Below are 13,534 nucleotides of genomic sequence, written 5' to 3'. Positions count from 1 at the left end.
TGCGACAGCGGGAGGTCGAGTTGGGTGGGCCCGGGCCGGGAGTTCCAGGCGCTACGGTCCCCGCCGGTACTGCCGCGGGAGGGGCCGTGGCACCAGTGACGAGAGTGAGCAGATGTGACGGATCAGTCGTTCCACCGGGTCGTCATCGTCAACCGCGGGGAACCGGCAATGCGGTTGATCAATGCGGTACGCGAGTGGAACGCCGAGGTCTCATCACCCGGATCTCCCGAATCCCTAGGCGACCGGCGGGAGCTGCGCACGATCGCGCTGTACACGGCGGTGGACCGGCACGCGATGTTCGTCCGCGAGGCCGATGAGGCGGTGTTGATCGGGCCGGACGATCCGGACCAGGCCTTCGCCGCGAGCCCGTACCTCGATCACGCGGAGCTGGAGCGTGCGCTGCGGGAGGCGCGGGCCGACGCGGTGTGGCCGGGCTGGGGCTTCGTGTCGGAGAAGGCCGACTTCGCACGCCTGTGCCGCGAGCTGGGCATCGTGTTCATCGGCCCGTCGCCCGAGGTGATGGAGCGGCTCGGCGACAAGATCGCCGCGAAGAAGCTGGCCGAGGAGGTCGGCGTGCCGCTGGCCGCGTGGAGCGGCGGCGCCGTGGCCGACGTCGCCGCCGCGCGGGAGCACGCGGAGCGGATCGGCTACCCGCTGATGGTCAAGGCCACCGCCGGTGGTGGTGGCCGCGGCATCCGCCGCGTCGACTCGCCCGAGCAGCTCGAGGAGGCCTTCGAGCGGGCGAGCTCCGAGGCGTCGAAGACGGCGGGAGATGCCACGGTCTTCCTCGAGCGCGCGATCCGCGGCGGGCGGCACGTCGAGGTGCAGGTGGTCGCCGACGCCGACGGCGACGTGTGGACGCTCGGGGTCCGCGACTGCTCGGTACAGCGGCGCAACCAGAAGGTGATCGAGGAGTCCGCCTCCACCGCGCTCGACGCGGAGCAGGAGGAGATCCTGCGCGCGTCGGCGGCCGAGCTCGTCCGGGCGGCGGGCTACGTGAACGCCGGCACCGTCGAGTTCCTCTACGAGCCCGGGGAGCGGCTGCTGTCGTTCCTCGAGGTCAACACGCGCCTGCAGGTGGAGCACCCGGTCACCGAGGCCACCACGGGCATGGACATCGTCAAGCTGCAGCTGCACGTCGCCGCGGGCGGCAGGCTCGCCGACATCGCGCCGGAGGCCCCGCCCGCCCGTGGGCACGCGATCGAGGCGCGGCTGACGGCGGAGGACCCGGAGCAGGGCTTCGCACCGGCCCCGGGGCGCATCGAGCACCTGGCCCTGCCCAGCGGGCCCGGGATCCGGGTGGACACCGGCGTCTGCTCCGGCGACCTGATCCCGCCGCAGTTCGACTCGATGATCGCCAAGGTGATCGCGTGGGGCCGCGACCGGGGCGAGGCGCGGGCCCGGCTGTCCCGGGCGCTGCGCCAGACCGCCGCCGTGATCGACGGCGGCACCACCAACAAGGCGTTCCTGCTCGACCTGCTGGACCGTCCCGAGATCCTCTCCGGCGACACCGACACCACCTGGCTCGACGCCATGATGGCGAACGGCTACTCCCCGCCGCGACGGCTCGACGTCGCACTGCTCGCCACGGCCGTCGAGGCGCAGGACGCGCACGTGGCACGCCAGCGCGACCGGCTCTTCGCCTCCGCCGAGCGCGGCCGCCCCGAGGTGGGGCACGAGACCTGGCACCAGGTGGACGTGCGCGCTGCGGGCCAGTCCTACCGGCTGCGCGTGGCCCAGGCCCGGGGCAACCGCTACCGCGTGGAGCTCGACGGCCACGTCGTGGACGTCGACGCCGAGCGCACCGGACGCTTCGAGCGCAAGCTCACGGTCGCCGGGCAGACGTTCGCGGTGCTCTCGGTGCCGCAGGGCTCCGACTACCTCGTCGAGGTCGACGGGGCGGTGCACCGCATCTCCGGCGGCGAGGCCGGCCTGGTCCGCGCGCCGGCGCCCGCGATGGTGGTCTCGATCCCGATCAAGCCCGGCGACGTCGTCGAGGCGGGTGACGTCGTGGCGGTCGTGGAGAGCATGAAGCTCGAGACGGCCCTGCGCGCGCCCGTGGCCGGACGGGTCTGCGAGATTCTCGTCGCCCCGAACACGCAGGTGGAGGGCGGCACGAAGCTCGTCCGCCTGGAACCCGACGCCGACGCGGCGGGCGCGGGCGACGGTGAGCGCGCCGACCTCTCCGGGCTGGCCGGGCCGCCCGCGGTCGGGGCCGACGCCGCCGCCGTGGCCGCGGATGCGCTGATGTCGCTGCGGTTCCTCGTGCTCGGCTTCGACATCGACGAGCGCGACGCCCGCCCGCTGCTGGCGGCCCTCTCCTCGGCCCGGAACGCGCTCCCCCCGGACGACGCCCGCGTGCTCGCAGGCGAGACGGCCGTGCTGCGCATCTTCGCCGACCTGTGCGCGCTGTCGCGCAACCGCCGGGGCCCCGAGGACGAGACGCAGCAGATCGACCCCGCCGGCGAGGAGGCCCGCAACCCACAGGAGTTCCTGCACGCCTACCTGCGCTCCCGCGACGCCGACGCCGAGGGCCTGCCGGAGTCGTTCCGGGAGAAGCTGCGCCGCGCGCTCGCGCACTACGGCGTGCCGGACCTGACGCCGGCCGCCCCGGTCTCCGCCGACGCCCTGAACAGCGCGCTGTACCGGATGTTCCTCGCCCACCGCCGGGCCACCGCCCACGTCCCGGTGGTGCTGGAGCTGCTGCAGTGGCGGCTGCTGCACCCCGGCTCGCTGCCGGAGTCGACGCGTGAGGAGTACCAGCACACCCTCGACCGCCTGGTCCGCGCCACCCAGCTGCGGCACCCCGTCGTCGGCGGGTTCGCCCGCCGCGTTCGGTACACCTGCTTCGACGAGCCGGTGATCGCCGCAGAGCGCGCGGCGGGCCAGGCCAAGGTGCGCGCCGAGCTCGACCGGCTGTCCGACGACCCCGCCGTGCGCGCGGGGCAGATCGACACGATCGTCGCGGCAGCAGAACCGATCCTCGGCGTGTTCGGCGAGCGGCACCACGCGGCGATGCTCGAGGTGATGACGCGGCGGTACTACCGCGGGCGGACGCTGACCGACGTCCGGCTCGAGGACCGCGGCGGGCGTCCGCTGCTCACCGCCGCCTACTCCCTCAAGGACGGCGCGCGACCCCTCGACCGGGTCGACGACCTCGGCCCCGACCAGGCAGCGCATCTCGAGCAGATCGTGCTCGCCACCACGGTGCACACCGCGCCGGACGCCCCACCCGCGGGCGATCCGATGGCCGTGCAGGGCGACCTGCGGCGGATCATCTCGCAGCTGCCGGACAGCTGCACCGTGCTGCTCGACCTCTACGTCATCGCAGGCGAGGCGCCGGACGCCGACCCCGAGCGTTCCGCGGAGAAGATCAGCGCGATGCTGGGCAGGCTGCCCAACCGGCTCGCGCGTGTGGCCGTCGCGGTGCGCAGGCCCGGTGGCGACGAGCGCTCGGCGTGGTTCACGTTTCGGCCCGACCCCACCGACCGCCGCCCCGTCGAGGACCGCACACTGCGCGGGCTGCACCCGATGGTCGCCGAGCGGCTCGGCCTCTGGAGGCTCTCCGGGTTCGAGCTGACCAGGCTGCCCTCGCCGATCGACGTGCACCTCTTCCGCGCCGTCGGCAAGGACGTGCCCGGCGACCGCAGGCTGATCGCGCTGTCCGACGTACGCGAGTTGACGGTGCTGCGCGACGAGCGGGGCCGCATTCGCGCGCTGCCGCAGCTGGAGCACGTGCTCGACGCCTGCCTGGACGCCATGCGCTCGGCCCGGGCCACCGATCCCGGCGACGCCAAGGTGGACTGGAACCGGGTGCTGCTCTACGTCTGGCCCGTGGTCGAGGTGCCCGTCGACGAGGTGGACTCGGTGATCCGGGTGCTGGCCCCGCGCACCGAGGGGCTCGGCCTGGAGCAGGTGCTGGTGCAGTTCCGCCACTCCGGCGGGGACGGCGACCACGAGCCGCGCGACCTCCTGCTGCGGATGTCCCGCCCGCCGGGCGCCGGCCTCACCGTCCAGGTCACCGAGCCGCCGACCGCTCCGCTGCGGGAGCTGGACGCCTACGCGCAGAAGGTGATCCGGGCCCGCCGCCGCGGGGCGGTCTACCCGTACGAGCTGGTCCCGATGCTGCTGCGCGATCCCGACCGCCGCGGTGCCGACGCACGAGCAGCCGAAGCCGTGCGGGGGGTGTTCACCGAGTACGACCTGGATCCGGACGGTGCCCCGGTCGTGGTCGACCGCGCTCCCGGCGGCAATACCGCCAACATCGTGCTCGGCACGGTCACCACCCCGTCGCAGCGCTACCCCGAGGGCATGACGAGGGTGGTCCTGATCGGCGACCCGACCAAGGCGCTCGGTGCGCTCGCCGAACCGGAGTGCCGGCGCGTGCTCGCCGCGATCGAACTGGCCCGTCGTTTCGACGCGCCCATCGAGTGGTTCGCGGTGTCGGCCGGGGCCAAGATCGCGATGGACTCCGGCACGGAGAACATGGACTGGATCTCCCGTGTGCTGCGCGGGATCATCGAGTTCACGCAGGACGGCGGTGAGATCAACGTCGTCGTCACGGGCATCAACGTGGGCGCCCAGCCGTACTGGAACGCCGAGGCCACGATGCTCATGCACACCAAGGGCATCCTCGTGATGACGCCGGACAGCGCGATGGTGCTCACCGGCAAGCAGTCCCTCGACTACTCGGGCGGCGTGAGCGCCGAGGACAACTTCGGGATCGGCGGCTACGACCGGATCATGGGCCCGAACGGGCAGGCCCAGTACTGGGCGCCGGACCTGTCCGGCGCGGTGGACGTGCTGCTCACGCACTACGCCCACACCTACCGGGCGCCCGGCGAGCGGTTCCCCCGCCCGGCACTCACGGCCGATCCGGTGGATCGCGACATCAGCGACTCGCCGCACTCCGGCCCCGGCTGCGACTTCACCAGCGTGGGCGAGGTGTTCACGGCCAACCCGGGGCGCAAGAAGCCGTTCGACATCCGCTCGCTGCTCTACGCGGTGGCCGACTCCGACCACCCGACGCTGGAGCGCTGGGTCGACATGATCGACGCCGAGGGCGTCGTGGTGCTCGACGCGCACCTGGGCGGGCAGCCGATCGCGCTGCTCGGCATCGAGTCGCGCCCGCTCCCCCGCCGCGGGCGCCCGCCGGTGGACGGGCCCACGACGTTCACGGCAGGCACGCTGTTCCCGAAGTCGTCGAAGAAGACGGCCAGGGCGATCAACGCGGCCAGCGGGAACCGGCCGCTGGTGATCCTGGCCAACCTCTCCGGCTTCGACGGGTCACCGGAGTCGTTGCGCCAGCTGCAGCTGGAGTACGGCGCCGAGATCGGCCGGGCCGTGGTCAACTTCGACGGCCCGATCGTGTTCTGCGTGGTCTCCCGCTACCACGGCGGTGCGTTCGTCGTGTTCTCCGGAACGCTGAACGACAGCATGGAGATCGCCGCCGTCGAGGGGTCCTACGCATCGGTGCTCGGCGGGGCGCCCGCCGCAGCGGTCGTGTTCGCGGGCGAGGTGAACAAGCGGACCGCCGCCGACCGGCGCATCTCCGATCTCGAGGGGCGCATCGCGGAGGCCCGGCAGGCCGGCGCCGAGTCCGAGGCCGCCCGGCTCACCTCGGAGCTCGCGGCCCTGCGTCCCGGCGTGCGGTCGGAGATGCTCGGGCAGGTCGCCGACGAGTTCGACACCGCGCACAGCGTGGAGCGGGCACAGCGGGTCGGGTCGGTGCACTCGATCATCGATCCCACGCGCCTGCGCCCCTATCTCGCCGACGCCGTTCAGCGCGGTATGGCGAAGACGGGATCGCACCGCTAGCGAGCAGCCGGCGACTCGGCCCGTCGCTCGACGGGCCGAGTCGTACGGGGCGCTCCGATCAGGAGCAGACCTGCTTGGCCTTCAGCACCCTCGTCACCGCGGCATCGTTCGCCGCGGGGTCGATGCGGCCCGCCTGCAGGTCCTGTTCCAGCCGGTCCAGCACCGGGGTGACGCGTCCGCCGCTGGACCACAACGCCATGTCGGCACCTGCAGTCAGGGCTCGTTCGACGGCCGTGGGCAGGTCGAAGGTGTCGGTGATGGCCTTCATGGCGCCCAGGTCGTCGGTGAGCACGAGACCGTCGAACCCGTAGTCGGTGCGCAGGAGGTGGTAGGCCGCGGGCGTGAGCGTGGCGGGCAGGTCGGTGGTGAGCCCCGGCACGTCCAGGTGCCCGACGAGCACGCCCGTGCGGCCGTCGGCGAGCGGGCCCCCAGGGCCCAGGAGGGTGGCGTAGGGACGCAGGTCGTCGGTCCGCAGTTGGTCGAGCGGCGGGGTGGTCGCCTTGCCCTTGTGCGAGTCGCCGACAGCACGGCCGTGGCCGGGGAAGTGCTTGAGCACGGTGAACACGCCCGCCTCGCGCTCGCCCTCGGCGAAGGCGGCCGCGTACTTCGCGACCGTGTCGGGGTCGGTGCTGAAGGAGCGGTCCCCGATCACCGCGTTCGCCGGCTGATTACCCATGTCGACGACCGGGGCGAGATCCATCGTGATCCCGCGGGCGAGCTGCTCACGACCCCGCTGGAGGCCTTGCTCCTTCACCTGCGCCGGCGTCATCTGCGCGGCCATCACCCGTGCGCTCGGCATGTTGCCGTCCAGGGCGTCGATGCGCTGCACGCGCCCGCCCTCGTCGTCGACGGAGACGGCGACCGGGATCCGGGCCATCGCCTGCACACCGCGCAGAGCCTGGTTGGTGAGCAGCTGGGTGGGGTTGTCGCCGACGAAGATGCCGCCCACCTGCGTGGCGCGCACGGTCTCGGCGGTGGTGGCCGGGTCGGAGGCGTCGACGCCCACCATGAGCCGCTGCGCGAGCTTGTCCCGCGGGCTCATCGCGTCGACGACGGCAGCGCAGCGTGGCAGCCGGTCCGCGCCCAGGTTCGCGCCGGTGAGCGGCGGCGCCGGGGCGGGCGGTGCTGCGGCGGCGGGCAGCGCGGTGAGTGCGGCCATCGTGGCCGCCAGCAGCGCGGCGAGGGAACAGGCCCGGGAGCGCCCGGGCCTCGCGGGCAGGAAGAAGCGTGATCGGCTCGACATCGCACGCCATCCTTCCCCCGCGAGCCGCCGCGCGGGGGGCGGGGGACAGCGAGGCCAATCACAGGCCCCCGTCGACGTCACGGCTCGTCGGCGCTCCGTCCGCCGATGTCCTGCGCGTGGCGGAAAACACCGCAGTGATCAGCGGCGGCGTCTACGACCTCGTGGTCGCTCTGTCCGCCGCACGGGCCGGCGACGTGTTGCTGAGCCTCGATCGGCGTGCCGCCACCACCTACGGCGCCGCGGGTGTCGATTACGAGTTGCTCAGCTGATCGCGGGCACCCGCTCGCCCTCAGGCGGGGGACCGGGCGGGGTGCCGTCGCCGAACGGGCGGCCGCCGAGCGCTTCCCGCCCGTGCGGGGTGAGCCAGTTCCGGACGTCCGGGCCGAGGGGCACCACCCGGGTCGGGTTGATGTCCGTGTGCACCCCGTAGTAATGCTGCTTGATCTGCTCGAAGTCGATCGTGTCGCCGAAGCCCGGCGTCTGGAACAGGTCGCGCGCGTAGGCCCACAGCACCGGCATCTCGGTGAGCTTCTGCCGGTTGCACTTGAAGTGGCCGTGGTAGACGGCGTCGAAACGCACGAGCGTGACCCAGAGCCGGATGTCGGCCTCGGTGATCGTGTCGCCGACGAGGAAGCGACGCGCCTCGAGCCGCTCCGACAGGACGTCGAGCCGGGCGAACAACGCCCGGTAGGCCTGCGCATAGGCGTCCTGGCTGTTCGTGAAGCCGCACTTGTAGACGCCGATGTTGACGTCCTCGTACACCGCCTGGTTGATCTCGTCGATCTCGGCCCGGTGCTCCACGGGGTAGAGATCCGGCGCGCCGTCGCGGTGGAAGGCGGTCCACTGGGTGGAGAAGTCGAGGGTGAGCTGCTGGAACCCGTTGGTCACCACCTTCCCGGTGGCGATCTCCACCACGGCGGGGACCGTGATGCCGGCGTCGAAGCCGGGGTCGGCCTTGCGGTAGGCCTCACCGAGGTACTCGATGCCCAGCACCGGGTCCCGGTTGTCCGGGTCGAGGTGGAACCGCCAGCTGCGCTCGTCGTGCAATGGACCTGCTAGACCCATCGACAGCACGGGCTCCAACCCCAGCAACCGGCGGACGATCACGCTGCGGTTCGCCCACGGGCACGCCCGAGCCACGACCAGGCGGTAACGACCGGCCTCCACCGGCCAGGGAGACGAGCCGTCGGACGTGATCCGCTCGTTCAGTGCCACAGGCTTGTACTCGAATGCCTCGCTGCTGGACTGTGTGGCAGTCATACCTGCAATCTAGGCCGCGCCGCCGTTCACGCAGAAGCCACGACCGACGCGCCCTCGGCACGAGGCTCGGACCGTGTGCGACGAGGGAGGGCGACGCCGTGAACGTCGCCGCCCCTCGTCCGCCCGCGGCGTCCCTCGAGACCGGTCCCCTCGTCCGTCCCGTCCGCAAGCAGGACAAGTCTCGATCGGGAGTGCGCCGCTCGCGCCCGGGGTGACCACGGGCTCGACCCCGGGTGCAGGCCCGTGGGGGACGACCGGGGACCGTTTCGCGCGGCCCGATCGTCAGGGCCGGACGAGCTCCGCTGCACGTTCGGCGATCGCGTAAACGGTGGCGTTGGTGTTGGCGCTCACCGGCGTGGGCATCACGGAGGCGTCCGCCACCCGCAGCCCCTCGACGCCGCGCACTCGCAACTCCGGGTCGACCACGGCGTCGTCGTCGGTACCCATGCGGCACGTTCCCGCGTAGTGGAAGTAGCTGTGCAGACTCCGGCGCAGGTAGGCACGCAGCTCGGCGTCGTCCTGCACGTCGGTGCCCGGCTGGGCCTCCTCACCCCGCCAGGACGCGAAGGCGGGTGCGTTGCCGAGCTCACGGGCGGCGCGCAACCCCTCCACAGCGGCGTCGAGGTCGCGGCTGTCGGTGTAGTAGCCCGGATCGATCACCGGGGCGCTGCCCGGCACGGCCTCGGCCAGCCGCACCGAACCGCGGCTGAACGGCGCCATCAGCGAGACGACGATCGTGTAGCCCGCACCTCGCTCCGGGCCCGGCACCTTGTCGTTCAACAGCGGCGCGATCGCGCAGAAGAGCTGCAGGTCGGGCCAGGGAGCTGCGGCGACGCTGCGCATCGTGCCCTTGGCCTCGCCCCCGCCGTTGCTCGTCGAGGCGACGACCGGCTGGACGGAGTGGTAGACGATGCCGCTCATGGGGTGGTCATGGAAGTTGGCGCCCACCCCGGCGAGGTCGGCGAGCACGTCGATCCCGAGCTCACGCAGGTGGGCCTGCGGACCGATGCCGGAGAGCATCAGCAGCTGCGGCGTGCCGATCGCGCCGGCCGTCAGGACGACCTCGCCCCCGCTCTGCACGGTCACGGTGTCGCCGCCGACGCTGTACTCGACCCCGGTACAGCGCTCGCCGTTGAACAGCAGCCGGTGCACCAGCGCGTCGGTGACCACGTCGAGGTTGGGGCGCTCGAGCGCGGGCCGGAGATAGGCGTCGGCGGCGCTCTCCCTCCTGCCGTCGACGATGGTGTACTCGGCCCAGCCGAACCCCTCCTCCAGGCCGCTGTCGATGTCGTCCACGATCGGATGCCCGACCTGGCGAGCTGCCTCCAGCGCGGCCTCGGTGAGCGGGTGCGGCGAGGTGGGCGACCAGAGCCTCAACGGCCCGTTCCGGCCGCGCACCGCAGGGTCGCGGCCCGCGGCGTGCTCGCTGCGCATGAAGTAGGGCAGCAGGTCGGTGAACCCCCAGCCGTTCGCCCCGGCCGTGACCCACGCGTCGTAGCTCGCCCGGTGGCCACGGATGAAGGACAGCGCGTTGATGGCGGAGGAGCCGCCGAGGGCACGGCCCCGCGTCAGCGCCACCCGTCCGATGCCGGGCGTGTCCACCGACTCGTTTCCCCAGTCCATGGAGGAACCCGCGAGGGTGGGCCACGCCCGGGGGTCGGCCGCGGCGGCCAACGGCTCCCGGCCGCCTGCCTCGAGAAGGAGAACCCGGGTATCGGCGTCCTCGGACAGCCGGGAGGCGAGCACGCAGCCCGCAGTACCGGCACCGACGACGATGACGTCATAACGGCGTACAGGAGCCCCCACAACCAGCCCTTCTTCCGAATGCGATCGGCACACGTCCCACACGAACGCTGCCACGCCCGACAAGCCGATCGCCCCGTGATTCCCACCGGTGCGGCTGGGAACCGGCGATCGGCCGGGGCGGGCGAAGGTGCACCGACGCCCGGGAAAGCTGCCGCGGATGACCGGCGGGACCGTCAGCCCAGCTGTTCGGATCCGCGCGCCGCGCGTTGCGACGTCCCGGAGCCTTCCGACCGCGAGTCGTCGTGGGCGTCCGGCTCGAACACCCAGTACCGCAGGACGAGGAACCGGCCCAGACCACCGAGAACGCTGGCCACGGCCACCGCAACGGTCTGCTCCCAGGCGGTCGGGGAGTCGATCGTGGCCGCGAGCAGCATCAGCACCGCGGAGCTGTAGAAGGCGTAGAACAGCACCGTGCCGCCGCTCTGCACGTGGGAGCGCAGCCAATGCACCCGGGCGCCCTCGAAGGTGAACCGGCGGTTCGCCTCGGTGCTCACCACGGTGCTCAGGACGAGGGCCACCAGATTGGCCGGGATGGTGTCCCACCACGTCCGCAACAGCAGGAAGATCACGGCGTTCACGAGCGTGCCCAAGCCGCCGATCACCGCGTACCGGGCCAGCTGCACGAGCAGCGGGTGGCGCTGCTCGTGCCCCGACGGCCCTCGACCGGACGGCATGCCGCCCAGCGGAGCGCCCACCGGGAGCGCTGCGCCCGCCACTTCGACCACGTCCCCCCACAGCTGCGCGAACCTCGTGGTCCCCGTTATCGCAGGGGCGTCGATGACCACGCTGTTCGTCACCTGTGACAACGATGTGGACGATCTCCGATTCCCGAGATACCTACATCGTGCAGTGATCGTCGCCACCTGGCGCAACCGGGGGTCGCGGACGTCGTCAGACGGAGAGGAAGACGGTCTCCCCGGCGCCCTGCAGGCGGATGTCGAAGCGCAGCTCGTCCGGGCCCGCGTCCTGAGCCACCAGCGTGGCCGCCCGCTCCGGCGGGAGCGACGCGAGCAGCGGGTCGGCGGCGTTGGCCGCGGCCTCGTCCGGGAAGTAGATCCTCGTCACCACGCGGTCGAGCAGGCCGCGCGCGAGCACGGTGACGTCGATGTGGGGCGCCTGGCCGTCACCGATCGCGCCGGGCTTGACGGTGACGATCTCGAAGCGGCCATCCCCGTCCGTCGCGCAGCGCCCGAAGCCGCGGAACCCGGAGCCCGTCGCGCCCCGCGGGTCGTCCGGGTGGTCGAAGCGGCCGTCGGCGTCGGCCTGCCACGTCTCGACGAGACCGTCCACGACCGGTGCACCGGCTCCGTCGGTGAGAACCCCGGAGATCCGGATCGCCCCGGGCGTGCCCTGCGGCACGACGAGGTGCCCCTCCAGCCAGGTGAGCCCGAGGCTCAGGAACGGTCCGACGGTCTGCGACGGGGTCAGCAGCTCACTCATGGGGCTCCTCGAAGGGGGTCTGCTCGCGGCCGCGGAGGACGATGTCGAAGCGGTACGCCAGTGCCCATTCCGGGCGCGTGGCCGACAGGTCGAACGTCGAGACCATCCGCTGCCGGGCGGCGGGGTCGGGCACGGAGTTGAAGATCGGGTCCTGGTCGAACAGCGGGTCGTCCGGGAAGTACATCTGCGTCACGAGCCGCTGGGTGAACGACCGGCCGAACAGCGAGAAGTGGATGTGCGCAGGGCGCCAGGCGTTGTGGTGGTTGCCCCACGGGTAGGCGCCGGGCCTGATCGTGGTGAACGAGTAGTTGCCCTGGGCGTCGGTCACGACGCGACCGCCGCCGGTGAAGTTGGGGTCCAGCGGTGCGGGCCAGTTGTCCACGACGTGGGCGTAGCGGCCTGCCGCGTTGGCCTGCCACACCTCGACGAGCGTGTTCGGCACCGCACGGCCGTCGCTGTCGAGCACGCGGCCGAAGACGACGATCCGCTGCCCGATCGCCTCACCGGCGTGCTGCGTGGTCAGGTCGTTGTCGTTCGGGCCGATGTCGCCGGTGAGCAGCGGGCCCGTCACCTCGGTGAGCCGGTGACGCAGCACCACGGGCGCCTGGGACGGCGCTCGCAGGCCGGTGCTCCGGTAGCCCCCGAACGACAGTGCCGGGTGGTTCCCCTCCGCGGCCGGGCGGTAGCCGGCGGGATGCGGGGTCGACGTGGTGGGTTGCGATTTCGCGAGTTCGGTCAACGGTTCTCTCCATGGGGCAGGCCGACGTAGTTCTCGGCGAGGGAGGTGGCCGCCGCGCGGGAGGTCACCGTGTAGTGCAGCTGGGACAGCTGCAGGCGACGGGCGAAGGGGTCGGGCTCCGGGGAGACGTGCAGCATCGAGGTCATCCACCAGGAGAAGTGCTCGGCCCGCCACACCCGCCGCAGACAGGTGTCGGAGTAGGCGTCCACCCCGGACTCGTCGCCGTGGCGGAGGTAGCCGGTCAGGGCCTCGGCGAGCACGCGCACGTCGGCGATCGCGAGGTTCATCCCCTTCGCGCCCGTCGGCGGCACGATGTGCGCGGCGTCGCCCGCCAGGAAGAGCCGGCCGTGGCGCATCGGCTCCGCCACGAAGCTGCGCATGCCGGTGATGCTCTTCTCGATGAGCGGCCCCTCGTTGAGGGTGAAGCCGTCGGCGGCGAGTCGGACGCCCAGCTCGTCCCAGATCTGCGCATCCGACCAGGTGCCCGCGTCGGTGTCCGGCGGCACCTGCAGGTAGAGCCGGGTGATCTCGGGGCTGCGCATCGAATACAGCGCGAACCCGCGCGGGTGGTTGGCGTAGGCGAGCTCGTGCTGCGTGGGAGCGGCCTTCGCGAGGATGCCCAGCCAGGCGTACGGGTACTCGCGGTCGAACATCTGCGGCTCGAACGTGCCACGGCTGATGCCGTGGAAGCCGTCGCACCCGGCCACGGCGTCGCACCGCAGCTCCTGCCGCTGTCCGTCGGCATCGGTGAAGCCGATCACGGGTGCGTCGGCGAGCCCGTCGATCGTCACGTCCGACACCTCGAACCGGAGATCCCCGCCGTCGCGCAGCCGGGCGGCGATGAGGTCCTTCACGACCTCCTGCTGGCCGTAGACGGTGATGCCGCGCCCGACGAGGTCGGCGAAGTCGATGCGGTGGTCACCACCGTCGAAGCGCAGGGAGATGCCCTCGTGCGGCATACCCTCGCGGTCCAGCCGCTCGGCGAGCCCGACCTCGCGTAGGAGTTCCACCGTGGGGTGCTCCAGCACGCCCGCCCGCACCCGGCGCTCGACGTAGTCGCGGCTGCGCGCCTCCAGCACCACCGAGTCGATACCGACGCGGGCCAGGAGGTGGGACAGCAGCAATCCTGCCGGTCCGGCTCCGATGATCCCGACCTGCGTTCGCATACCGGCAAGACTGGCCTACCGACCTGCAAGCGCTCGACTCGGCTTCCGCTCACCGGAAGCCCG

Annotated in this window: 9 protein-coding genes; 2 read left to right on the top strand and 7 right to left on the bottom strand. The window is 72.3% G+C overall.

The genetic code is table 11. The annotated features are described in order from the left end of the window. Positions 1–114 precede the first annotated feature (114 nt). Positions 115–5,817 carry a carboxyl transferase domain-containing protein gene (locus tag ACQPZQ_RS07265; RefSeq protein ID WP_433293299.1) on the top strand — a complete coding sequence of 1,901 codons (5,703 nt, stop codon included), beginning with the start codon at positions 115–117 and terminating at the stop codon, positions 5,815–5,817. Positions 5,818–5,875: 58 nt separating this feature from the next. Here the strand turns inward: ACQPZQ_RS07265 and ACQPZQ_RS07260 are convergent, their stop codons facing one another. Next, positions 5,876–7,060, bottom strand: a complete 1,185-nt coding sequence (locus tag ACQPZQ_RS07260; RefSeq protein ID WP_433293296.1) for a glycoside hydrolase family 3 N-terminal domain-containing protein — start codon at positions 7,058–7,060, stop codon at positions 5,876–5,878. A 116-nt stretch (positions 7,061–7,176) separates the two neighbouring features. Here ACQPZQ_RS07260 and ACQPZQ_RS07255 point away from each other — a divergent pair, with 116 nt between their 5' ends. Next, entirely contained in the window at positions 7,177–7,329 is a 153-nt protein-coding gene (locus ACQPZQ_RS07255; RefSeq protein ID WP_433293294.1) for a hypothetical protein, read from the top strand. Here the strand turns inward: ACQPZQ_RS07255 and ACQPZQ_RS07250 are convergent. From ACQPZQ_RS07250 to ACQPZQ_RS07225, 6 genes are all read right to left on the bottom strand, one after another. Next, complete coding sequence (locus tag ACQPZQ_RS07250) at positions 7,322–8,320, bottom strand: glutathione S-transferase family protein (RefSeq protein WP_433293292.1); 999 nt, start codon at positions 8,318–8,320, stop codon at positions 7,322–7,324. The two genes, ACQPZQ_RS07255 and ACQPZQ_RS07250, sit on opposite strands and share 8 nt — an antisense overlap. 282 nt (positions 8,321–8,602) lie before the next feature. Further along, the gene (locus ACQPZQ_RS07245) at positions 8,603–10,126 is read right to left on the bottom strand and encodes a GMC family oxidoreductase (protein WP_433293290.1); all 1,524 of its coding nucleotides are present in this window, start codon (positions 10,124–10,126) and stop codon (positions 8,603–8,605) included. A gap of 173 nt (positions 10,127–10,299) precedes the next feature. Beyond that, positions 10,300–10,923 (bottom strand): GtrA family protein, encoded by a 624-nt coding sequence (locus ACQPZQ_RS07240; RefSeq protein ID WP_433293288.1) that lies wholly within the window; start codon positions 10,921–10,923, stop codon positions 10,300–10,302. A gap of 94 nt (positions 10,924–11,017) precedes the next feature. After that, a complete protein-coding gene (pcaG, locus tag ACQPZQ_RS07235; RefSeq protein WP_433293286.1) occupies positions 11,018–11,566 on the bottom strand; it encodes a protocatechuate 3,4-dioxygenase subunit alpha in 549 nt (182 codons plus the stop codon). Continuing rightward, positions 11,559–12,305 (bottom strand): protocatechuate 3,4-dioxygenase subunit beta, encoded by a 747-nt coding sequence (pcaH, locus tag ACQPZQ_RS07230; protein ID WP_433293284.1) that lies wholly within the window; start codon positions 12,303–12,305, stop codon positions 11,559–11,561. Before pcaH ends, pcaG begins: the two co-directional genes overlap by 8 nt. Next, on the bottom strand, positions 12,302–13,471 hold the full coding sequence (locus tag ACQPZQ_RS07225; RefSeq protein ID WP_433293282.1) for a 4-hydroxybenzoate 3-monooxygenase: 1,170 nt from the start codon (positions 13,469–13,471) through the stop codon (positions 12,302–12,304). The genes pcaH and ACQPZQ_RS07225 overlap by 4 nt, the downstream gene beginning before the upstream one ends. Positions 13,472–13,534 lie beyond the last annotated feature (63 nt).

It is taken from the genome of Pseudonocardia sp. CA-142604 (genome assembly GCF_050948475.1).
In the GTDB taxonomy this organism is placed as follows: Bacteria; Actinomycetota; Actinomycetes; order Mycobacteriales; family Pseudonocardiaceae; genus Pseudonocardia; species Pseudonocardia alaniniphila.
Note: the sequence above shows the minus strand (reverse complement) of the source record. Positions and strands in the feature narration are given on the sequence as shown.